Source organism: Lacticaseibacillus styriensis, assembly GCF_030770295.1.
Lineage (GTDB): Bacteria > Bacillota > Bacilli > Lactobacillales > Lactobacillaceae > Lacticaseibacillus > Lacticaseibacillus casei.
Map to the genome: position 1 here is coordinate 835,432 of NZ_CP132483.1, position 24,461 is coordinate 859,892.

General features: G+C 46.2%; 16 protein-coding genes and 1 riboswitch. Of the genes, 14 read left to right on the forward strand and 2 right to left on the reverse strand.

What is annotated here, in order from left to right:
* Window positions 1-99 precede the first annotated feature (99 nt).
* The 7 genes from LACSTY_RS04105 (at window position 100) to LACSTY_RS04140 (ending at window position 11,691) form a co-directional block, all read left to right on the forward strand.
* Entirely contained in the window at window positions 100-4,962 is a 4,863-nt protein-coding gene (locus tag LACSTY_RS04105; protein ID WP_087911796.1) for a phage tail tape measure protein, read from the forward strand.
* The gene (locus LACSTY_RS04110; RefSeq protein ID WP_087911797.1) at window positions 4,963-6,885 is read left to right on the forward strand and encodes a distal tail protein Dit; all 1,923 of its coding nucleotides are present in this window, start codon (window positions 4,963-4,965) and stop codon (window positions 6,883-6,885) included. It abuts the gene before it with no gap.
* Entirely contained in the window at window positions 6,886-9,321 is a 2,436-nt protein-coding gene (locus tag LACSTY_RS04115; protein WP_087911798.1) for a phage tail family protein, read from the forward strand.
* A 1-nt stretch (window position 9,322) separates the two neighbouring features.
* Window positions 9,323-9,613, forward strand: a complete 291-nt coding sequence (locus tag LACSTY_RS04120; protein ID WP_003582527.1) for a hypothetical protein — start codon at window positions 9,323-9,325, stop codon at window positions 9,611-9,613.
* A gap of 104 nt (window positions 9,614-9,717) precedes the next feature.
* On the forward strand, window positions 9,718-10,068 hold the full coding sequence (locus LACSTY_RS04130; protein WP_016386759.1) for a hypothetical protein: 351 nt from the start codon (window positions 9,718-9,720) through the stop codon (window positions 10,066-10,068).
* A 14-nt stretch (window positions 10,069-10,082) separates the two neighbouring features.
* Window positions 10,083-10,496 carry a phage holin gene (locus tag LACSTY_RS04135; protein ID WP_087911799.1) on the forward strand — a complete coding sequence of 138 codons (414 nt, stop codon included), beginning with the start codon at window positions 10,083-10,085 and terminating at the stop codon, window positions 10,494-10,496.
* Window positions 10,497-10,506: 10 nt separating this feature from the next.
* Window positions 10,507-11,691, forward strand: coding sequence for a GH25 family lysozyme (locus LACSTY_RS04140; protein ID WP_087911800.1), 1,185 nt, complete (start codon window positions 10,507-10,509; stop codon window positions 11,689-11,691).
* 493 nt (window positions 11,692-12,184) lie between these two features.
* On the opposite strand, the gene LACSTY_RS04145 is transcribed toward LACSTY_RS04140, so the two are convergent.
* Entirely contained in the window at window positions 12,185-14,017 is a 1,833-nt protein-coding gene (locus LACSTY_RS04145; protein WP_087911802.1) for an LPXTG cell wall anchor domain-containing protein, read from the reverse strand.
* Window positions 14,018-14,572: 555 nt separating this feature from the next.
* Here LACSTY_RS04145 and LACSTY_RS04150 point away from each other — a divergent pair.
* From LACSTY_RS04150 to LACSTY_RS04170, 5 genes are all read left to right on the forward strand, one after another.
* Window positions 14,573-17,035, forward strand: a complete 2,463-nt coding sequence (locus LACSTY_RS04150; RefSeq protein ID WP_306391018.1) for a lectin-like domain-containing protein — start codon at window positions 14,573-14,575, stop codon at window positions 17,033-17,035.
* 86 nt (window positions 17,036-17,121) lie between these two features.
* The gene (locus LACSTY_RS04155) at window positions 17,122-18,132 is read left to right on the forward strand and encodes a WxLIP family cell surface protein (protein WP_225362720.1); all 1,011 of its coding nucleotides are present in this window, start codon (window positions 17,122-17,124) and stop codon (window positions 18,130-18,132) included.
* Window positions 18,129-19,175 carry a DUF916 domain-containing protein gene (locus tag LACSTY_RS04160; protein ID WP_087911805.1) on the forward strand — a complete coding sequence of 349 codons (1,047 nt, stop codon included), beginning with the start codon at window positions 18,129-18,131 and terminating at the stop codon, window positions 19,173-19,175. Before LACSTY_RS04155 ends, LACSTY_RS04160 begins: the two co-directional genes overlap by 4 nt.
* Before the next feature lie 30 nt (window positions 19,176-19,205).
* Window positions 19,206-19,361, forward strand: coding sequence for a hypothetical protein (locus LACSTY_RS04165; RefSeq protein ID WP_087911806.1), 156 nt, complete (start codon window positions 19,206-19,208; stop codon window positions 19,359-19,361).
* 106 nt (window positions 19,362-19,467) lie between these two features.
* Entirely contained in the window at window positions 19,468-20,370 is a 903-nt protein-coding gene (locus tag LACSTY_RS04170; protein WP_025012484.1) for a WxL domain-containing protein, read from the forward strand.
* A gap of 283 nt (window positions 20,371-20,653) precedes the next feature.
* Here LACSTY_RS04170 and LACSTY_RS04175 read toward each other — a convergent pair whose 3' ends face one another.
* Window positions 20,654-21,301 (reverse strand): hypothetical protein, encoded by a 648-nt coding sequence (locus LACSTY_RS04175; protein ID WP_087911807.1) that lies wholly within the window; start codon window positions 21,299-21,301, stop codon window positions 20,654-20,656.
* A gap of 94 nt (window positions 21,302-21,395) precedes the next feature.
* Window positions 21,396-21,483, forward strand: a riboswitch (SMK box riboswitch).
* On the opposite strand from LACSTY_RS04175, the gene metK reads away from it, so the two are divergent.
* Together metK and LACSTY_RS04185 are read left to right on the forward strand one after the other, a co-directional pair.
* Complete coding sequence (metK, locus tag LACSTY_RS04180) at window positions 21,481-22,665, forward strand: methionine adenosyltransferase (RefSeq protein WP_010489553.1); 1,185 nt, start codon at window positions 21,481-21,483, stop codon at window positions 22,663-22,665. Its footprint overlaps the riboswitch before it by 3 nt.
* 298 nt (window positions 22,666-22,963) lie before the next feature.
* On the forward strand, window positions 22,964-24,457 hold the full coding sequence (locus LACSTY_RS04185; protein ID WP_087911808.1) for an MDR family MFS transporter: 1,494 nt from the start codon (window positions 22,964-22,966) through the stop codon (window positions 24,455-24,457).
* Window positions 24,458-24,461: the final 4 nt, after the last annotated feature.

The following is a 24,461-nucleotide window of genomic DNA, read 5'->3' on the forward strand; positions in this document are numbered from 1 at the left end:
CGCGATATTGAAAAACTTAACCAGATTTACGAGGAACGGGAGACCACGATCGACAAGGCCTTTCCGTTCCTTTTCTAATTCTATGAAGGGAGGTAAAACATGTTAGGAAATCTCGGACAAATTGCGGCTACTGTTAGTTTGAACATTGATCCGTTTCAAGTAAGCCAGCGAGTTTTGAATTCTTCAATTAAAGCAACTGCCGCTGAGTTGCGGGCTCAAGATGCTGCGTTTAAGGGCTCTGAAAAGTCTATCAACAACATGCGTTCAACCTATGAAACATTGAGCCGCCAGTCAAAGAACTACCAAGCTCAGCTTCAGAAAGAGCGAGAACAGTATGAAAAAACATCAGAAGCGGTTGAAAAACTTAATAAAAGTGAGACTGCATCGCAGGAAGAAATTAATCGTGCGACAAAGCTGCAAGCTAATGCTGCATCACAGTATAATCGGACTGCTGCCGCTGCTGCTCAAAATGAAAATCGAATGGCGGCCTTACGCAAAGAGATTGCGCTACAAAGCGATAGCTGGACTAAAGTATCAAACGGCGCCTCTAAATTTGCATCTGTTACCGAAAAGGCAAGCTCTAAGCTAACCAGTTTCGGATCAACGATGACAAAGGCAGTAACTGCTCCAATTGCCATCGGATTTGTGGCAGCAGCTAAATCTGCTATTGATTTCAACAGCCAGATTCAAGCAATGGGACCTTTGCTAACAAATGGGGGTGCGATTACTGCCAAGTATCGTGCGCAACTTGATCAACTAGCATCAGCATCTAAAAAGTGGTCGGTTGAATATGGCGTCTCCACGGCTGCAATTAACGAAGGCATGTCAGAAATGATCAAACGTGGCTATACCGCTGCGCAAACATTAGGCGCAATGCCTGCAGTTCTCAATGCGGCAAAAGCGTCTGGCGATGACTTCAACGATGTTATGCATGTTTCTACATCCGTTCTGGAACAATTTGGTCTAAAGACAGAATCAACAACGGGCATGCTTAAAAATACGTCTCGCGTTACAGATACTCTTACCTATATTGCTAACGCTACTGCAGCAGGGTTCCAAGATATGGGCGAGGCAATGACATATGTCGGGCCTTCTGCTCATGCTGCTGGTATTTCACTAGAGGAAACAGCGGCTGCTATTGGTATTATGAGCAACAAAGGGATTGAAGGATCAGTTGCTGGCACAGCGTTACGTGGTGCTTTAACAAGACTGTTGAAGCCTTCTAAGCAAAATATTCAGGGCTTTAATGAATTAGGCATATCTGTTGCTGATTTCAAAAAAGGAACTTTAACTCTTCCAGAGATTCTTGACAAAATCAAGAATAACACTAAGGGGTGGACGGACCAGCAACGTGCTTCTGCAGTAGCGTTGGCTTTTGGCACTGAAGCGCAAGCCGGCATGAATGCCTTAATTAGTGCAGGTGGCGGTGAGCTACGCAAATATACCAGTGAAGCTGAGCATGCTAGCGGAACAACTGCCAAAATTGCTAACCAGTTAAACAATACGGATGCCGCCAAATTGAAGAGATTTCAAGAGTCGATTCATGTTTTAGGAATTGAAGTAGGTCAAAAACTTCTACCGACGCTGACTCCTCTTATCAAAACAGCAACCGATGTTGTCAATGCTTTTGCAAAAATGGACAGTGGTACGCAACAAACCATTATCAAATTTGCAGCGTTTGCGGCAGTTATAGGACCAGCGAGTTCTATTATTGGTGGAGCGCTTAAGCCAGTTGTTGCTTTGAGCAAAGGAATATCTGGAATTGCTGGAGTCATGGGGCGAGCATCTGCAGCCGCAAAAATTGGCGGGACTGCAATGGATGTCCTCAAGTCTGTGTTTAGCAAGACAGCTTTTGAAGCACTGAAGGTTGCACCTGCAGCGGCTGCGGCAGCAGATGGTGCTTCTGGAATGGGAGCGGCCATGGGCGGAGCCGCAGCGAGCGGAACAGGTTTGCTAGCGGCATTGGGGCCAATCGCTCCAGTTGCTTTAGGTGTTACAGCAGCCGTTGGTGCCGGTGTAGCCATCTGGGAATTGTGGGGCAAAAAGGCTCTTGAGTCTGCCGACAGAACTTCACGATGGGGCACGGACATTGGCGAAGTAGCAGATAGGTCCGCAACTAAGATGCGAGACGCTTCTGGAAAGATCAGTGGCGCTTTCACTGACACTAACCACACTGTCAAAGAAAATGCCAAAACGATCGCCAACGGTTTTGATGATATTACGAAGGCCGCTAAAGAATCGTCCAAAAATACCCAAACTGCACTCGACAAGTTGGCGAAGCAAGTCGGTGGATCGACTGCTGATCAGATTCGTAAAGATGCATCAGAAATGAAGAAGGCCGACGATGCACGCATCAAGCAAATTGAGGCTAATGCCAAACAGGCTAGGTCAATTACTGAATCTGCCAGCAAAGAGCATGTTGCATTTACTCGAGATCAAATTCAGATTCTGGATAATTTGCGCAAGAGCAGTGCAGCCGAGGCCGTTAAGACACTTAGAATTTCCGGTACCCAACAAGCAAATGTCTTAAAAGCTATTAATGGCGAAAAGATTCGGATGAGTCAAGCAGCGGCTAAGGAACAGTACAGCCAGATGCAACAGGCATTTGCTGACGAGACTGATACTTATGGCAAACATTATGCTGCCATCAAAAACTCTGCTGAGTTGAGTACGGCTCAAAAGAATAACGCTCTTGAAAAGCTGGAAAAAGATCATCAAAGCAACATGAGCGTGATTTATGCTGGTGCAATCCAAGCAATGAAAGCGCAAGGACTATCCAACAAGACGATTCAAGAACAACTTCAAACAGAGTTTGGTGCTACGGCGTCTCAAGCTAAAAAAGCAATGAACGCTTATTCAGAGGCAATGAGTAAGGGTGTCAAAGATAGTAAGCAATTTGCTGCCGCTGTTAATTCAAGTATGAGCAAGAGTGTTCAGAAGGCTGGTAACGATTGGAATAGACTTGTGCTAGATCCTAAAACTGGTAAAGTTGTTACCAATCTGCCACAAGTTCTAAAGGATACAGCAAGCACGGAAGGTGGTTGGAAACGCCTTAAATTTGACCTAAAGAATGCCAAGATTAGCTCAAATGCTAAGCAAATGATTGTCGAGGCGATGGCCTCTACCGACAAGTGGAATTCGCTGACTGTTCAAGAAAAGACAGCTCTAGTAAGGGCGTCCGGTAAAAAAGAATTAGCTAACATCATAACCGAGTTTGTTTCATGGAATAAGTTCACACCAAAAGAACAACAAGCCATCGTCAGTGGAGATTACACACCGCTTGTCAACGCACTGGTTAAAATGGGTTACTGGAATGAATTGAGTCTCAAAGAACAGCAAGCGATCGTTCATGACAAGGCTACTTTGCCACTCATTGATATCTTGACGCAGTCTGGCAAGTGGCAGGGTTTGACACTTAAACAACAAACTGCGTTGATTAATGCCAAGGGTAAAGACGAACTCAAGGATGCCTTATTCAACCTAGGCGTGTGGCAGTCAATCGATCCCAAAGATCAGTACACAACGCTAAAAGCCGTGGGCGAGGGTAAACTCGCTGACATGATTGACCAGTTGGACCTGTGGAACAGGATTACTCCGAAGCAAATGCAGGCGGTAGTTAAAGGTGATTATTCATCTATAGTCTCGGCAATTGATAAAGTTAACGGTTGGAACCAACTGACACCTAAGCAGATGCAGATGATTGTGCAAGATAAAGCAACAGCCACCTTGATTCAAGGCATGATTGAAGCACAGTCTTGGAACGGGTTGTCAGTCGAGGCTAAGACGGCACTGATTCAGGCCAAAGGCAAGGAACAGCTTGCTGACGCTGTGGCCAAGTTTGGTTTGTGGAATCAATTACCGTCAAAGACCAAAGAATTATTGGTAAATAATGCTGATGCCCGCGCCAAACTAGTTGAGGCAGGCATTGATGTAGATGCATACGAGGCCAAACACCCGAGCCCGAAAGAGTTGACGGCTAACGTCAATGATTTACTGACGAAGACTTCGCAAGCTAAAGGAGATCTAATCTCCTATGATTCTTACAAGCCGGGGATGAAGCAATTCACTGGCGACTCTTCAAATGTCACTCAACATGCTGAACACGGTAAGAGTGAGGTCAATACCTTTAACATGACTAATCCGTTGGCACGTTACTTTACTGGGGATTCCTCAAACGTGACGGCACATGCTGAAAAAGGTAAGGGCGAAGTCAACAGTTTCAATGGAACTAACCCATCAATGCGTTACTTCATGGGTAATGCTTCAAGCGTTGTGGGGGCTGCCGGATCTGGTAAAAACAGTATCGGAAGTTTTAATGGAACAAATCCGGGAGATAAATATTTCAAAGGCCATGATAATACGACAGGACCCGCAAGTGCCGCCAAACGTGCAGTTAGCGCATTTGGTGGGAATGAAGTCATCACGAAGACTTTCAATTTTGTGGCTAATATTTCGGACAGTATTCGGAGGCTTCTTCACTTGCAGCACGGAACTAATGATCTCCGAACGAGTTCACTGGCGATGGTGAACGATGCCCCCGGATCTAACTATCAAGAGCCTATTATCACTCCTAATGGCAGCATGTTTATGTTCAAAGAAAGAAATGTGGTTTTTCCGCTTGCTCGTCACTCAATGGTTATTCCTGCTGATAAGGCTCGTCGAATGAACATTCCACGTTTTGCTGGTGGCACCACAGACTTCGGAGGCGCTGCTAATAGAATAAACCAATTGAATCCGCAAACCTTTGTTACCAGCATTTCTAGTGGTAGCAATAGTCGTGTTGAGGATTTGCTTGCAAGACTGATCGAATTAACAATTTATCAGATTAATCATACACAACGTACTGAAGGCAAAGTAGTGCTTGAAAATAACCGCGAAATTGGCAAATGGTTGTACCCAACAATTAATGAGCTGGATAAGCAAAACACAATCAGAGAAAGACATGGAAGGGGTGTTTATTAATTGGCGAACTTGATATTTGGAGGACATAAGATTGGTAGTTCCGTTCTGCAGTTTAGTGCTGCTAGGGGAATTACATCAGAGATTGAAAACACTTCCCATTCTGTTGGAATTAGCGATGGTGAGATGCTTATCAATAGTCGTCTTAAGTCTAGAATCATTCCAGTAACTTATGATTTTGTGGCGCTATCTCGTCGTGAATTTGAACGGCAGTTAGCGCCACTACTTTATAGCACTGATGTTCAGAAGCTAATTATTGATGATCGTCCTGATGAGTTTTGGTATGCAAAAGTTGACGGCAAGATCGACATGGACCGAGCTTATTTTCTTGGCACTGGTACTATTAATTTTCTGGTCCCCGATGGCATTGCGCACTCGGTAGCCACGAAGACGTTTGACAACATGCCATACAAGGACGTGCCAGTAAACTTTGCCATAGCTTCACACGGTTTTGCCTCTAATACTGACCAGTTTGATGCGTATCCCATCACCGTACAGTTATCAGAAGATTTGTCAGGGAAAACAATTACTACCACCGTTAAAGTTAGTGTTACTAATTATCAAGGCAAAATAGACAGTTCGGTCGGCATTGATTCCTACATTGACATCAAAGATGCCGGAAGCACCGGTAATTGGACGGGAATAATTAACCAGATTCCTATTACTGAAAATGGTGTTTATACATCATCGCCTAAAACAATTGTCAAAAATCCGTTAACAGGAACGACCAATCAGATTAATTTGGAAATGTTCAACTTGAATGCCACAATCGAAGTCTGGATTAAGGTTGAAATAGGCACTTCTGCTTCTCCTTGGTCACCTAACCCAGCTGATCCTGAATACTATACCAACACCGTCACGGTACACAACGGTGGTACCTATCCTGTTGAGCCAGTTATTACGGCAACTATGCACGCGGATAACGGCATGGTTGGGATTGTCAATGATCGCCCGGGTATTCTTCAATTCGGTACGCAAGAAATTGATGGTTTCACCACCGAAGAAAGCGAAGTGGCACTTGATTTGGCAGCCGTGCAAGGCTCACATATGGATAATCAAGCCGCCACAAACAATCCCTATTGGGGTGGTGATCCTAGTATGCCTAATGAACAGATTGGCAATGCGATTTGGACTCATGACGATTATGATGGCTGGAAGGTTGAGCCTAATTGGCCCAGCATTACTGGCGACCACAAGTATTGGAACGGTCCTTCAATCAAACACAACCTTGCTCAGACGCATAACGGTAACTTCAAGAGCAATCTCACATGGGACGTCATGACACGTTTTCAAACTGGTGTCTCAAAGGTAGGCGCGCTCGAAACAACGTTAGAGGGTGACGGTAAGCCAATCTTTCAGATGATACTGAAGGATAATAGCGCATTGTCTGACCAAATATGGTGGATGTGCTATTACAAAGATCAGCTGGTCGTCAATGAACAGCTTGATCGTAGCATTTTCACTAATGACAAGTTCATTCAGTTGGAATTACAGAAATTTGGTAATTCAGTTGTTTTCCGAGTGTCCCCATGGGTTGGCAATCAAGGACGAGAGACGACTATTACCCGCCAGTTTACCTTTGCGGATGCTGCTAGTGTCGAGACTAAGCAATTTTCCGCGTGGTTCATGCGTGACAAGACGTGGGGCGAATCGACCATGTATCTGATTGCGTCCACCGTCAAATGGCAGAACGTTAGCTGGTATACGAATATCAAGAATCGTTTTAGCAATGGTGATGTTCTCAAGATTGATGTGGCTAATGCTAAGACGTACTTGAATGGTTCTCTTGACCCAACCATGCACACGCTCGGTAATCAATGGGAGCAATTCAAACTGCCACCCGGTGATACTAAGATTGCTATCACGCCCTCGAGCTGGGCACAGCCATTTGCATGTGAAGTCGAGATAAGGGAGGCGTGGCTATAAATGGAGTATTACTTTGCAGATCGAAAATCAAACATTTTGGGTGTTGGTTCGACCGATGGCAAAGGCGAGTGGCGAATTGACAATGATGTCGAAACACAAAGTGTTGATAACCGTCCTGCGGTCGAGCTTTCTCTTGATATTCACTTCACGACTGATCAGGAACAAGCAGTCAATGAGATGGCTAAAGCAACCAACTTCATCATGTATCAAGATGAAGAAGGCAATGCTCACCAAATGGTGATTGAATCGGTTGAGCATGATTCACTAGGCCATATCCATTCAATTGTTGCCAGCGATGCTGGTAATGATTTAATAAACGAAACCGTTGGCGCCTTCAAGGCCGACAAACCATATACGATTGCTGAATACATTCTCATGTTTACAAATGATTCTGGCTGGGAGATTGGTATCAACGAATTTCCTGATAACGTCCGAACGCTTGAGTGGACAGGCGAAGAATCGTCGTTGGCTCGCATTATTGCCGTGGCAAAAGATTTTAATGCAGTGCTTAGTTTTGGCTTTGAGTTTGTGGGAACCAACTTGGTCAAGCGTGTCATTAACATTCGGCATGAAACGGCCGGTGACAGCTTGATCTCTTTTGAAATGAATAAGGACATCAACAACATCGTCACGCACCTCGATACCTATGACATGGAAACATCGATTAAGGCTTACGGAGCGGTGCCAGAAAGCACGGATGGATCAACTAATAAGGATCCAATCAACTTGATCGGCTACAAATGGACTGATCCGACGGGACAGTTTGTGCTTGATCAGTACGGGTTCTTGCACGATACCATTGCTGTGCAGAAATATTCACGTTTGTTAAGCAACAGCAACCCAAACCCAAAACAGTCTGACTGGAATCGGGTTAAAACGTTTGATTCAAAATCGCAGGCAGAACTTTTGCAAGCGGCTTTGGCAGATTTGAAGAAATACAATCATCCAAACGAAACGTATGATATTGATTTGGTTAATTCGCCATACGTACCGCTTAATCAAACCGTCCACATTGCAGATGAGAATCAACAGCTATTCCTGTCTGCCAAAGTGTTGAGCATTCAGCGCAGCCGTGCTAACCATTCTGTCAAACTGACTTTGGGTGAGTTTGCTCATGAAACAGTCAGCTTTGACCAACGGCTCAGCGATCTTGCCAATAAGATGGCCAACATGCCCAAGACTATTCAGTTTTATCCATGGCTTCGTTATGCCGATGATGACAAAGGCACTAACATGTCAGCGTTACCTGCTGGTAAGAAGTATATGGCAACAGTTTGGTCGAACAAGTCGTCAGTCCCGAGTGACAATCCGGCCGATTATGCTGGTAAATGGGCACTGATTAAGGGAGCGGATGGTGCTAACGGTAAACCGGGGCCTAAAGGTGCCGACGGTACCAGCAGCTATCTTCATACTGCATATGCCAATAGTATCGACGGCAAAACTGATTTTTCAGTTACAGATGCCAGCGGTAGATCTTACTTCGGGCAGTACGTTGACGAAACGCAAGCTGACAGTACCGACCCGACACGCTACTTGTGGGCATTATTTAAAGGCGCCGATGGGCGCGATGGTAAAGACGGTAGTGACAATGTTCCGGTTGTGACGGTTGGCCCGAGTTACCCTGCTAAACCAAAGGCTGGGGACCAGCACTGGTTAACCGACGAGGACGGAAATCTTGCCGCTTTTGCCATATTTGATACCACAAGTGGTTGGGATTCAAAACCAATTGCAGCCAAAGCATTAAATGTCGAAACCTTTAATGGCATGACTTTTAATGGGGTCACTTTTAACGGATCTACCTTTATCTCATCTTTCAACCACATCCAACCAGATGGTTTTCCAAATACGATCAGTGGGACGACAAAAATTAGTGGTGGCAGCATGGTCACGAATGTAACGCTGGATAGTAATAGCAAGCAAACGTATCAATCTAAAGTTGATCAGTTGGGGTTGGTTAGCAAGTCAATGTACGACGGTAAGGAAGTTAGTTCCGTTGATGCACGCCAAGGCATGCTCACACTAAAATCTTTATATAATCCTTCTGGCAAAGATGTCACGCTTGCATCAACGTTTACGGCGGCTGATTCGGTTTTCTATCAGCACATTGATAGCGGACTTGAAACCAATGATGTTAAAAGCCTGAAAATTGGATATTCAAGAAAAGGTCCGAATGTCACCATTGGGATTGCTTTTGAAATGAAAACTGGTAATGGGTGGGTCAAAATTGCCAACATTCGACCAGGATATAGCCCATTTAATAATGATGATGCAGCAAGGTTACTCGGTAGCATGTCGTATACGGGTGCGGCCTGTGAATTGTATGTTTCAGCGGGTGGAATTTACATCATTCCGTGGCGTAGTCAAGGTGGGTATGCTGGCAGCTTGAGTTTCATTACTCGTGATGCGTATCCGATTAATGATGCGGTGGTGAATTAAGATGAAGATTAAGATTTGGCTAGATGAGCAAAACCGCCTGACCAACTGGGCCTATGAAGCGGAAGATGCCAAAGTAGGATCAACAGAGGACGGTCAACAAATCATAGAGGCAACTGACGTGTCTCAGTTTTTTGAGGGTCACGCATCTCTTGTAGACGGCAAAATCGTTGCCGATGAGGGTTACGATCCGGCTAATGATCATCCACTTCCCGGACCGTCACCTGAACAGCAGATGATTGCCGCACTGTATGCCCGTGTGACAAAGCTTGAGGATGGTGGAAAAAATGAGTGACTTTGAATTTTGTGGCACACTATATTCTTGGGGGTGCCCGATAGAGCAGTACGTGGGGCGGCAAATAACGGAGGACCAATACAAACAAATTACAGGCAGTGACTATGCCGCCAGCAAAAGCTAGCGGCTATTTTTATGGAAGGAAGTATAAAGATGTGGATTTCAAGAGTTGGATAGATATGTTTGTGGAGTTGGGTGGTGGAGCTTTGTTTGGTTGGTTTGCAAGCCAATGGCGCATGCATCGAAAGCATGGAAAGGCAATTGATTCAGGCCTTGTCGGTTTGCTTCATCATGAGGTTTACATGCTGTGTAACCATCATATCGAGGTGGGGTATATCAGCACGGACGACTTGGACGATCTTAATTACCTTTTCCGCAGCTACAAAGCACTGGGCGGTAACGGAACGGGCGAAGCGCTATATAACAAAGTTTTGCAACTTCGGATTAAAAACTGAAAGGAATGTTCAGTATGAAGATTAATTGGAAAGTACGAGTATTAAGCGTCAAATTCTGGCTGGCATTAGTGCCGGCAGCTTTGTTGGTTGTACAAACAGTGGCAGCGGTTTTCGGTTACAACTGGGATTTTGCCAACTTGGGCAAGGAGCTCACCGCAGTGATCAATGCAGTATTTGCACTGTTGACCATTGTGGGGGTTGCCGTTGACCCAACCACAGAGGGCGTCAGCGACAGCCAACAGGCGTTAGCTTACCCGGCACTCATTACCACCAAGGCAGATAAGATCAAGTCCTTAGAGGACCAGATTAAGGCACTGCAAGCGGATAAAGAGGCTGACCAGGTAACTGCTGCTAGTGAAGTGGTTCCAGAGACGTCTTCTGCAGCACCGGCGGAGTCAGCACCGACATCTGTTGCTCCACAGCAATAAGGAGGGCACCATGAAATTTAAAACTAAACTAATCACCTTGGTAGTCGCCTTCTTGGCGGCTATTTCTTTTGCCCTGCCATCGCAGGTGAATGCGGCCAAGGGAGATCAGGGACCTGATTGGTCAAAGTATCAGGGAGCAAGTGGACGATATGGAACAGACCAAGACAAGTTCATCATCGCTCAGATTGGCGGTACTTACGGTGGTACTTACATCGATCAGTGGACGTATGATAGCCAAATTGCTAGTGCCAAGGCGGCAGGAAAACATGTGCATAGCTACATCTGGTATGGCGTTGGTGGAAGTAGCCAGTTGGGGTTAGAAGCACTTGACCGTTATATGCCTCGTATCAAAGCGCAGACACCAAAGGGAAGCATCGTTGCTTTGGATTACGAAGATGGTGCTTCTGGCAATATGGCAGCTAATACGGATGCAATTTTAGCTGGCATGCGGCGCATTCGTTCAGAAGGCTACACGCCAATGTATTACAGTTACAAGCCATATACATTGGCACACGTCGATTATCAGCGTATCCTGAAAGAATTTCCTAACAGCCTTTGGATTGCTGCTTACCGTGATTATCTACCAACTACCAAACCAGACTACGGTTATTTTCCGAGTATGGATGGGGTAGCTATTTGGCAGTACACGAGCGCATTTGGGCTGTCGCAAGGCCTCGATGGTAACATTGATCTGCTTGGTGTGACCGATAATGGATACTCGAAGCAGCCAGAAACTCCGTCAGTGCCTGTAACACCGGTGCCAAGCCAGCCAGCAAAATCAAATGCAGCGAGTGATACTGACTATGCGCAAACTGGTGTTTTCAAGCCGTCCGCGACTGTTAACATCCGCACTGGTGCCGGCACCGGCTATGCATCCGTTGGTAGCTACGCCCCGGGTGAAAGTGTGATTTATGATCACGTGTATATCCGTGGCACATATGTTTGGGCACGTTATCTCAGCTACTCAGGCAGGTATCACTATGTTGCCTTAGGCGTGAATGGTGGGGAGAGCTATGGCTCGCGTTCGTCTGGATATACCTCGCCGGTAAGCCACACGTACTACACAGTCCGATATGGTGACAGCTTCTGGAGCATTGCCAGCAAGTATGGCATCAGCATGTACACACTGGCAGCTAACAATGGCAAATCAATCTACAGCCTGATCTACCCAGGCGAAAACCTGTATATCCGATAACAAAAAGTCCTCTGCTCGCTAATGCGGGTGGAGGGCTTTTTTTGTTGCTTTGAAGCACTGGCACAATGCTGTAAAATAAGATACGTAAGCAACTAAATATTTTAGTCAGCCTGCAATACCTTGTCGTTCTGCCTCCCTTGCTCAGGGAGGCTTATTTTTGTGCACAAAATATGCACAAAATGTGGTTTAATACTATTGTATATACGTTTGTTTTCGCACTTACTCTCCGTTTTGTTGTCTCTACATACTTTCCACAAGAAACCCGAAATGCTGATTCGATAGCATTTCGGGTTTCTTTTTTGCTCTGATTTTGTCTGCTTTTAAAAAACGAGACCAAAACCGTTTCATGATTCGGCGGTATTCATTGAGCGGTGATGCATTGATTGGCAACTGATCTAAACCATCTTCATATATGCCCATGGTTGGGAGACGCACAAAAAGCCATGATAACAGCCTCATTATGTCATCATGGCAATTTACTGCTTAGTTCAATTTACTTGCGGACTTTAACGAACAGAACAACTCCAATTAATGTTAGAAAGCTACCTAACATGGCGGCGGCGATTTCCAGGCGTTCGCCAGTGTCCGGCAGATGACGCTGATTTTGAGAATGATTCATGCCTCCGGGCTGGTTGTTAGATTTGGATAGCAGTTCGGCACTTGAATTAGAAGAATCACTTATGGATGTAGTAGGCTGTGACGATGTTGACGGATGCTTGGGTCTTGAGGTAGAAGAACTGCTTACCGATGTGGAGGGCTCTGACGATGTAGATGGCAGCATGGAACTTGAATTAGAAGAATCACTTACAGATGTGGAAGGTTCTGACGAAGTGGATGGGCCCTTGGGTCTTGAAGCAGAGGAACTACTTACTGATGTAGAAGGCTTTGACGGTGTTGACGGGCGCTTAGGTGTTGAGTCAGAGGGGGTACTTACCGATGTGGAAGGTTTTGATGATGGGGATGGGAGGCTGGAACCTGATTCAGACGGCTTGCTTGCAGACGCAGAAGGCATCGATGATGTCGAAGGTTTGACCGGTGGCGGGGTTGCAGAAGCTCGGTCGTTTGCTTGAATGGTGACTTGCGGATGTTGGGTATTAATTGTAAAGGGTAACGGTGTTGGATTGCATTCGTAGCCATTAGGTGCTTTTGTCTCAACAAAGTAATAGCTACCGGCCAATAATTGACGAATGGTTAGCTGACCTTGGGCATCGGTTGTTAGGTTTGCGCGAACCAAGGTGTGGTTGGCGCGGTAAAGAGCAAAAACCGCACCCGTTAACCCCTTTTTGGGATGATCTTGATCACGTTTGATTAGTGTGACTTGACCAACCTTACCGTTACCGCTGCCATTATCTGTCCACACGATTTTGCCTTTTGCATCTGCCGGCAAGCCACTGCCTTGATTCTGAGCTTCTGCAGATACTTGGTTTGTCCACGTTGTCGTTTGGGCAAAACTTGCTGGACTTGGATTTGTCCATAAATCAATCTTAATGGTTTGATTGATATTACCTAGTTCAATTTTAATTTGGTTTCCTTTAATTTGATAGTCCGGGTTCATGGTGCCGCTTTGGTGGAAAGCACCTTGGGAATAGTTACCAGTTTCAACTTGGATTTTTCGAGTGGCGTCAAAAGTTTGACCACTGCCAAGGGTGTCATTGAGAACTAGGTGGTTAACTTGGACCATTTGGGGATTGACGGTAATTTCCCACTGCAGAATCTTAGGTCGGCCAAGGCTATCGACATACTGAGCTTTTTCAGCTGCTGAAGCATTAGCGGGTGGCAGGACTGCCCATCCTGATTTAGCAATATACCAGCCGACTTGATGATGCTCATGGTCATCATATGTACCTTGGGCAGTAAAGGTTAAAGTACCAGTTCGCCCCACAGTGGAATGGCTGAAGAAGTCGGTGAACGTCAAAAGAGCTGTTTGGCTGCCTGCTTTAGCGGAAAATTTGCCGATAACGGCGCCTGTTTTGGGATCTTTCACTGGAAAGCTAAGATCGGTTTGAATGACGACCGTGGCCGGTAAGTTAACTTTTGCCATATCACCAGCCGCAATGACGGTTTGGTCAGGCACGCGCCAATGGTAATTAAGGGTGTAGATGAAGTCTTTGGAAAGTTTAGGCTCATTGGTGACATCATGGCCATTCATATCGGTAATCGTCGCATCGTTGCTATTCAATCCAATCATCGGAATACTTTTGTCAGCACTCGTGGTTGCAGCTTTGCTTGACGTGAATGCCAAAGCCGAAACCAACAACGAAAAAACAAACAAGATAACAAAGAACCGACGTGAAACGCGGTTGCCTTCACGACTTTGACTTTGCACGGGAATACCTCCAGTCAATTTCTATTAAATAAATTATAACATGATGACATCTGCTTGCTTGATTGATTTCGCACAATGTATCGCTAACCTCCAGATAAAGGCGTCAAACGGATCATCTTTATAAATTTATTTATTTAGCAATTAACTACTCACAAGAAACTTAACTGACAGCCAGTAATTATGAATAACTAAAATTTAGGCGAGTGCGGTGACTGTTACTATTTGTCTAAAACCCAAAAAATGAACATAACGAATCAAAAACAATAAAAAGGCAATCTTGAGCTTGTAATATTTACATAAAAATTAAAAACACGATGTTCTTATAAAAGTTTATGGCCTTAATAGTTTATTTAGGAAACCAAAATATAAAAACGGGTATTATATTAACTTATAAGTCATGAAATATACATAATATTATGTTGCTCATGTTTAACAGCCTTGTTATAGTTATCGTACGGTAAGATTCGATAAAAGAAAACGCTTTTAAGAATTGCTGAAAAGTTGGGGGTGATGTGGGTGAAACGTGTACTGACAATTGCTGGGATTTTCGTTGCGATGCTTTTTATGTTATTGTTTCCGATTCAAAAGGCCGTAGCGGCGGATGATGATATTCCACCTGATTCGGGTATTCCAGATTCTGCATTAAAGGCACCGGATTACTTTTTCAAGAGCACGGCAAAGCCGGAATATAACCAGAACCGTTCGTCTTTTAGTACAACTTATCCGCAAGCATTGATTGTGACTGGGTCAGCGAATTATCAAAATTGGCAAATTGGTGGTATGTGGAGTAAACAGCGGATTGATCTTAACAGCGCCTTTACCTACGAGACTGCTCATTACTTTGGTTCGCGGCCTGGTTATGATGCAGACGGGATGACGTTTACTTTGCAAAATGATCCTGAAGGTATTGCCGCTTATGGTGCGCCGGGCGGGGGCTTAGGCGCGTATCCATGGTCCAGAAGCGGTCCGCCGAAGCAGGAGTTGATCAGCCACTATATTCAAAATGCATTGTCTATTGAGATGGATAGTTACTGGAGCGGCGATCCTAAACAGTTTGACGATCAATATGACATTAATTATCCCAATACCAAAATGACCGGTCATCTAGGGGTGGTTCGGCCGGGCGAAACCCCGTTGACCACCAAAGTATCTAAAGATATCGGGCATCTTCAATACATTCCTTTAACGGACGCAACCAAACTGTCGAATGGTAAGTTTCGCCCGTTTACAGTTAAATGGACCCCATCGGTAACTTACAAAGATGGGGTGCGAATTCTGGGTGGCGATCTTCAATACTATATGGATGGCAATCCGGCAGAAGGAAGCATTTTTAGAATTAACAACGTATTGGATTACTTCAAATCAGACAAGGTGCTTTTCGGTTATACCGGTTCCAGCGGTACGCATCCGACTTTCCAAGCAGTGGCGTTGCTTAAGATGCCGCAAAATGCCCAGCCGGTGACTGTTAACTTTGTAGACACGGCAGGCAACGCAATCCAAGATCCACTCACGATTCCCGGTGATCCGGGGAACCAATGGGATGCGGCTAAGCGGCGGCCGGAATGGATTCACAAAGGCGATGACTGGTATCAGTACACAGGCAAATATACGGCGAATACGCCAGACCAAAAGGATGCCGGAACGTTTTCAGCCACTGTTCCGTATACCGTGACCTATCAGTATGAAGCACGGCGACCACCATTGAGTTATGTCTTGAAAAAGGCGGTTCGTAACGATACGGCTGGGGAAACGGATTTTAAAACATCAACTAACGCAAAAGACGGTGATCTGGTCACTTATGAGCTGACTTACACCAATTTGCTTGGCGGCACCACCGGTAGCATTAAAGACCAACTTGACGCCAACCACACTTACCAAAATGGCTCCTTACAGATGGCCAACGCTGACACAGGTGGCGCGTTTAAACCATACACTGCGGCTGAAGAAAATTTTAAAACCAATCATACGATTCCGTTCCCTTACACCATTAAAGACGGCGACAGTTTTAAGATTCGGTTTACAGCCAAAATTGCCCGCCAAGATACTGCTGAAACGATTCTTAATCAAGCGTCGGTTGGCGGTTCCGGGAGTGATCAGATCACCTCGAACCAGACCACGATTCATTTACCGGCCACAACCGGCAAAGTTACTTTCCGCTATGTGAATCGGGCTAGCGATATGGCTAAGCCGGAAGTGATCGCACCTGAAGTGACAGTCACGGGCAAAATCGGGCAGAAAGTTTCAGACGTTGATGCTAGCGCAATTCGGCCTAAAGCGATTAAGGACTGGACCGTCATTGATCAGGCCAGCAGCGCCGACCTTACCCAGGCAACGTTTGATCAAGCTGCAGTTGTCGATCCGGTTTTCAATAAGGAAGAAACTGTGATCACTTATCGGTATGAGAAACCGATGCTGAAATTGACGGTTGACCCGTCGTTGGATTTTGGTGATTTTGACACCAACAGTGTTGATCGGACCTATTACGTTGGCGAGAATCAGGCAAAAACCAAACAGAAATTGCCGTTTGGGGTCACGATTGAAGATTATTACGGGGTTTCCCAATGGCAACTTAGTGTTCAGCAAAATGGACAATTCACTTCGGAGGTAAAACCTGACAGCCAAAATCCTGATTTGCACGTGTCGCATACATTAGATAATGCTACATTGCATTTTCTGAATCCGCGGTTGCAACACACGATGGTTTCCGGACCGGCCTGGGCACAACAAGACAACTTGATTTATAAAGCACCTGATGACTTTGCTTTGGATCCAACAGCTACAAAATCCACTGTCTTGGCTGCAATTGATAAGCGAGGTCATTATCTCAAGGACGATGCTGAACAAGCCGAAGCAACCGGCACCCAGTATGACAATAGCGGGGCAAGCACGTGGCGATTGAATTTCGGGGATGCTGACAGTGCCCCAACAAGTGTCGGTCTGCATGTACCAGCAAGCACCAAGCGTTACCAGGCACACTACAAAACAACGTTGACCTGGAATCTGTCGATGTTGCCGTGAGGATCAAGTTGGCCAACCTGCCGCATTTGGTTAAGGCGGCAAGCGAGGGGGAATGAGGTTTGAAATGGAAAAAGTCGTGGTACGGCATGCTGCTTATTTTGGGGCTTGTGTTTTTTGGAACCGTACCACAACGCGTGTTAGCAGAAAACGAAAGTGAAAAGACTGATTTTGAAGTGCAACCGGTTTTGCCCGATGCCCAAACCAATACCCAGTTAAATTATTTTGACTTGGTTTATCCAAAAGATTCCACCCATACCATTCAAATGCGGGTTCAGAATTTTTCAGATAAAAATATTACGGTGGCCAGCGACTTGCGCAATGCCTATACGCAAGATGGTGGCGGGATTGAATTTACGCCTAAGACCAGTGATTTGGATCCGAGCTTGAAACATCCATTTACAACGGTGGCAACGTTAGACCGCGGCAGTGCCACGATTAAACTGGCGCCTAAGCAGATGAAGGTTATCACTGCCACGATTACCATGCCTAAGACCAATTATGACGGGATGATTTACGGTGATTGGCATTTCATTGAGCGGGTGGATAAAGGCAAATCAGGCAGCACGGCGATCGGCTCGAACTATGCTTATTCAGTCGGTGTCGTCTTGCGCGGACAGAACTATGAAGTTTTCCCGGATGTTAAATACGACGAAACCAAACCGATCTTGTTTCAAAAGCATCCGGCGTTAGGGGTGACCCTGCGCAATGTTGAACCGATGGCGATCTCACAGGCAAAAGTCAACGTTAGTATCGGTGCCGATCAAGGCGAGGTTCGCACTTACCAGGCCAGCAACGTCATGATTGCGCCAAATTCAAAAATGGTTTTCCCTGTCTCTTGGAGTTACGACGAGATGAAGCCGGGGACTTATCACATTAAAGCAACGGTAAAGGGCCTGAGTACTTACAATCGTTTTCCAGTGAATTGGACATTTAAGAAAACCATGAAGGTGACGACTTCGCAGGCCAAAACCGTTAATGAACGGGCAATAAAAAAGCCGGTTAATCACTGGCTCTATGCCACCATCGGCAGCGGCGTACTGTTGCTAGCGAGTTCAGGGGCGCTGTTATGGGTGCTTAAACTGAGGCCAAAATCATGAAAAGGCGATTACGCTGCCAGCAATTGGCATTCATTGCGATGTTACTTGCGTGTTTGTTATTTAGCGGTTATCAGATAAAAACAGCGGTTGCTGCTGTCAATAACCCGCAACAGACGCTTATGGTGGCGCCTGTTATTCCCAACGATAATCAGGTTAAAAAAGCGGCAGGATACTATGAGCTTCAATTGCCGCAAACCGAAGATCGAACGATTACCGTACAAGCCTATAACGCCAGTGCAAAAGCTTTAACTGTCGGGGTATCGATTCTCGACGCCCAAACCGGAACTAACGGGGTTGTGCAGTATGTCAAACCCAAACAAGTGAATCGGCAGTATTTAACCATTGCCGGCAGTGACCTAGTCAAAACGCCACCGCAGATCACACTTGCGCCGGGTGAGACAAAGGATGTACCGGTTGTCCTAAAAGCGAGTAAGGCTCGGCCAAAAGGCACTTACCTGTCTGCTATTCATCTAATCGCACTGACACCTACCGACACGGCCAACGTTCGTCAGCGCATTGCGTACACCATCGGGCTGGTTTTGCATCAAGGACGTGATTCCCAAAGTCTGAAGGCGTTGCGTCTAAAGCAAACGAGTTTAGTCAAAAGATCATCCGGATTTCAGTTGCGTTACCAGTTTCTGAATCCAGAGCGCCATTTTTTAAAAGACGCAACGGCATCCGTGCAACTGACCAATGCCTCCAGCCGCTTTTTCTCACTTAAAATGCAGCAGCCGTTGTCACGGATCGCGCCTCAGACTCAGTTTGTGATGACGCACGATATTCAAGGGCAAAAACCTGTATCCGGTCAATATCGACTGGTTGCGGAAATTAAACAGGGACGCCATTTAAAGACCATCATCCAGTATGTGCGCATTACCGGTGATGGCAAACTAATCGTCAGTTCGCGCACCGCATTTCGCCTGGCGCAACAAAAATGGAATTTGCTGAAGGTTGCGATCGGCATTGTGGTGTTGGGTATCATCGGTTTTGTCATTTTCCGCTGGCGTCAACACCGTAAAGCCAAAAAATCGGCTGAAATCTAATTTCAACGGGCAACAAAGGAGGTGATGCAGGTGCAGGCATTGATCACGCGTTTTTCGTATCGTCGCGTCAAATGGTTCTTAATCGGCTTGACGATTGTCTTATTGATTGTTTTTGTGATTTGTCTGAGTTTAACGATTAAGACTTACAACGATTTCAATACGTGGAAAACAGTTAATCTATTTTAACTGATTTAACTGGGGGACACAGGTTTTGGATGATTTTATCTCATCATCACGCATTCACTGAGGCGTTCGCAACGATGATGGGATTGAATAACTAAGGAGGGTTTTCATGTTTAAAGTGACAAAAATGACCAGTGCACTTGCTACTGGGGCGCTGCTTCTTTCGGGACTGGCGATTGCAACACCGGCTGCGGTTCAAGCAGCAACGGTTGACGGTAACGCGAATGTTAACGGTGGCCAGGCGTTACCGCAGGAAGGTAAAACAACTGCAGGGATTTCCTTTGGGCAAACGGCACCATCTGGGAACACGGGTTATCTGCGACTACAGATGGTGCCAAAGATTCTTGACTTCGGGAATCACGAGTCATTTGTTTCTGAATATCCGGTCTTCACTGCCGACGGGATCAACGCCGGAAATGCAACGAACAACCGATATCCTAACTACAAGAGTGGCGACACAAACCTCACCGCGATTTTAAACACCGATGATAAGGCTCTGTCTGCCGTTAAAGGAAAAGTTTGGACCACCGTTGTTGACAAGCAAACCACGCGGACCGATGCAGAAAATAAGCTGGATGCAAGTGGTAAAACTGACAGCAAGGCCGGTTCCTGGACGCTTAATGTCAAAGCTGATTCTCCGTTGACACTGAAAAACGATAACGGTGGGGACACCGGTAAAACCATTGATGATGCAACTTTGACCTTCACCAACACGGCTTATGGCCAAACCGGCAGCGTCTATGCTTTGACCAACGAAGTGCAGGATGACGGCTTCACCCCTGTAGGCCCGCTGACACCGGTGGCTGACATTGCCAAGACCACAACGTTGAATCTGGGTACCAACGATACAAGTCATCAAGTTGCCTATGCTGCACCTGAACAAGGTGAAGGCGCGAACGTCTTTGCTTGGGACAAGAAAAATATCAAGCTGGTGCTACCTAAGACCGCGGTTGTTCAAAACGGTATTTATGAAGCAAGTCTGACATGGACGCTGGCATACGGCCTGAACTAATCAAAAGCTATGGGCTAATGCCAACAAGGATTTGCTGAATCAATATCAGTTGTTAATCTAAAAAATGCCTGCAGCATTCAATTAAGTTAAGCGTCAGCCTCCCGAAAAAGGAGCTGACGCTTTTTCTGCGACTGGGAGCGTACTATAGAAAAACAAATTGATGCCCAGTATTTTAACTGGGGAAGCGTAAATTTAGGCTGAATTTCGACACAAAAGCCCGCAACAACCACCGTCGCGGGCTTGAATAAGTTGACATATTTAGAGATGGACAACCGCAGTGCTACTACCCATGCAACCGCGTTAAATAAAGCAGTAGCGCCAGTATAAGAGGACTGAATTGATAGCTGTAAGCCGGTAACTTAAAGGACCGACGACTGCTGATGGCAAGCGCTACAACTAACATACCAGCAATTGCAATTAGGTTCATGCGCTGTTGGAAATAACCGATAGCCCCGACGACCAGTAGCAGGATTAAGTCAGTCCATTTTGGCAGGTGGTCGGCCCACAATCCAATGAGCGCAGGTAAATAAAGAAGCGCTAAATCCAATAACATCGTTCGATTGAAGAAGTGTAGGCAGGCATATATGATGATGACCTGCGCTAAAAGTGCCTGGCCGAAGATCACGGTGTTTATCCATTGGGAAGGCATTTTCTGTGTTCGTAAAAGTAACGTGATCACGAGTTGCACCGCAATTAGCGGTAGCAACAGCCACTGGTTGATAGCACCGAGAATCCCCATGATGGCAGCTAACAGCAGCATCAGGTCGTAGCGTTTCACAAGCCCTGTGCCGGCGAGACAGAGCGTCATAAGTAAAAGTGCGATCAACTGGAAGTTCCAGCTGATTTGCAAACCCGTGGCAATTAAGAATGGGTATGCAAGCACCTGGCCAATAAAAGTTGCTGCATAGGCATTTTGATTGAACTTTTTCAATTTGAATGTCCTTTCCGTAACAATTCCATTTTACAAAACCCTCGTGACATAGACAAAGATTTTCGGAAATTTTACAAAAATTATGTTATGCTACTATAGTTGCAAAACATTCCCGATGGGGTTCGTTATCCGTTAGCGAACATGCCTTGTAACCGAAAATCATGAGGGGGAAACAAACGATGCAAGAACGCCACTTATTTACTTCTGAATCTGTTTCAGAAGGACATCCGGACAAAATCGCTGACCAGATTAGCGATGCCATCCTGGATGCGATGCTAGAAAAAGATCCCGATTCGCGGGTTGCGTGTGAAACAACCGTGACGACTGGCTTAGTTTTGGTTGTTGGCGAGATTTCGACGAATGCCTATGTCGACATTCAATCCGTTGTCCGTGGCACAATCAAGAAAATCGGGTATACGAAAGAATCCGGTTTTGATCCTGACAGTGTCGGTGTTTTAGTGGCATTGGACGAGCAAAGCCCTGACATTGCTCAAGGTGTGGATGAAAGCCTTGAAGCCCGTGAATCGGATACCGATCCTTTAGACAAGATCGGTGCCGGTGATCAAGGGATGATGTTTGGGTTTGCGATTGATGAAACCGATACTTACATGCCTTTACCAATTTCATTAGCCCATGCGTTAATGCGGCGGACCGATAAATTGCGGCATAATGGCGAAATCAGTTATTTGCGCCCGGATGCCAAAGCCCAGGTCACGGTCGAATATGATGACAACGAACAACCGATTCGCGTTGATTCGGTGGTCGTGTCCGTTCAACATGACCCTGACGTCACCCTTGAAGAAATTCGGCGTGATGTGGAGGCCAAAATTATTCGCAAAATCATTCCGGCTGACATGATGGATGATGACACGAAAATCTATGTCAACCCGACTGGCCGGTTTGTCTTAGGCGGTCCCCAGGCCGATTCCGGTTTGACCGGGCGCAAGATTATTGTCGATACCTATGGCGGCTTTGCCCGACATGGCGGCGGCGCCTTTTCCGGTAAAGATGCGACTAAGGTTGATCGCTCCGCCAGTTATGCCGCCCGCTATATTGCTAAGAACATTGTAGCAGCTGGTTTAGCCAAGCGCGTGGAAGTCCAACTTGCTTACGCGATCGGCGTTGCCAAACCGGTTTCCGTGTCAGTCAATACCTTTGGCACCAATGCTATTTCCGAACAACTGATTGAACAGGCAATCCGTGAGAACTTTGACTTACGGCCCGCCGGAATTATTAAAATGCTAGACCTCAAGCGGCCGATTTACGAACAAACGGCGGCTTATGGTCATTTTGGACGTACAGATGTTGATCTTCCTTGGGAACACCTCGACAAGGTGCAAGCACTTCTCAAGTATCGAGATTAGCGAGAAAAGAGGCGGCCACAGCCGGGAAAAACCGGTTGGGTCGTCTTTTTTTGTGTGAGCGTGAGCAGGAGCGCTTAGAAATCGGAGTGTAAGTGGCCTCAAGCCTAAATGGCTGGGCTTTGGCCATTTAGGCTTGAGGTCCTTACACGTAGATTTCTGCGACTGCGAACGCGTTATGAAGAGCGGAAGTAAGGGGTTGATTCTTTAACCTACAGACTTCCACGCCAGTAAACGCCTACCACACTTCACCGCTGCTACCCAAACATCAACATCGCATCACCACTTTAGAGAGGTAGTTATGAAGCAAAGAAAAACAAATGTTGCACTTGTCACCACCGCCATCTTTATTGGCACTTTTATGACCGCCATTGAAGGCACGATCGTCTCGACCGCAATGCCAACGATTATCGGCAGCTTGCATGGTGTGCATCTCATGAACTGGGTTTTTTCGATTTTTCTGTTGACCAACGCCATGGCGACGCCGATTTATGGTAAATTGAGTGACAAGATCGGCCGTAAACCGGTCTTCTTAATTGGTCTGACTATTTTTGTCATCGGCTCGTTATTATCTGGCTTATCACAGTCAATGATCATGTTGATCGTCTTCCGGGCGATCCAGGGGATTGGTGCCGGTGCCATTATGCCAGTGACGTTCACGATCATTGCGGACATTTATCCATTTGAAAAGCGGGCCAAAATGCTGGGCTTTAACGGGTCAATGTGGGGAATTGCCTCGGTGATTGCCCCGTTGCTTGGCGGGTTTATTGTTGACCAGTTGAGTTGGCACTGGATTTTCTTCATCAATGTACCACTGGGCTTGCTGACGTTCGGCATTGTTTGGTTCTTTTTGCAAGAAGATCGGCGGCAGGTGCGGCAGCCGCTGGATGTTCGCGGGACCGCCTGGTTACTAATTGCGTTGCTGGCGTTGATGTACGGATTTCAAGCCCTTGCAGAACCAAACGCACTTTGGCAAATTGCCGGCATGGCCATTGTGGCAGCTTTTGGCTTTTGGCGGTTCTGGAAAGCGGAAAAGCATGCGATTGATCCGATCATCGATCTTAAGTTGTTCGAGAACCGGACGTTTGTCGTTCACAATTTGATTGCAGCACTGATTTCAGGATTCGTGATCGGTTTTGAAGTCTATATGCCGATGTGGATTCAGGGAATTCTCGGGATGGATGCCTCGCTCGGTGGATTCGCCGTTACCCCGAGTTCGTTGATGTGGGTCGTCGGTTCCTTTGTTGCCGGCAAGCTGCTCGGCCGCTTCCAGCCTAAGCCGATTCTGACCGGCGCCATGATTTGGTTACTTGGCGGTAGTCTTGTCTTGGCGCTTGTACCGCAGTCAACGCCTTATTTTGTTTTTTTGCTGGTGGCCGGTAGTTTAGGCTTGGGTTTTGGTTTGGTGATTACGATTACGACCGTGACTGCCCAGGCCATTGTTGCGCCTGATCAGGTAGGGGTTGCAACGAGCTTTAACACGTTATCGCGGACGTTGGGGCAGACATTGATGGTGTCGATTTATGGCATTGTCCTCAACTTACGACTGACGCAAGGCGTTGCGGCTGATGGCCGATTAAATAGCAACATGCTTAATGAACTCATCAATCCGCACACGGCTCGGAATTTACCAGCGGCTGTTTTGCCGACACTTCGTCAGATTCTCTACGAAGGACTGCACAACATCTATTTCTTTTCGATTGTCATCGTTGCGTTGGCACTGATAGCAAACCACTTCGAAGCAAAAAAAGTTTTATCAAAAGAAGCGACTCAGGAAACTGATGAGGAAGCTTGAATCC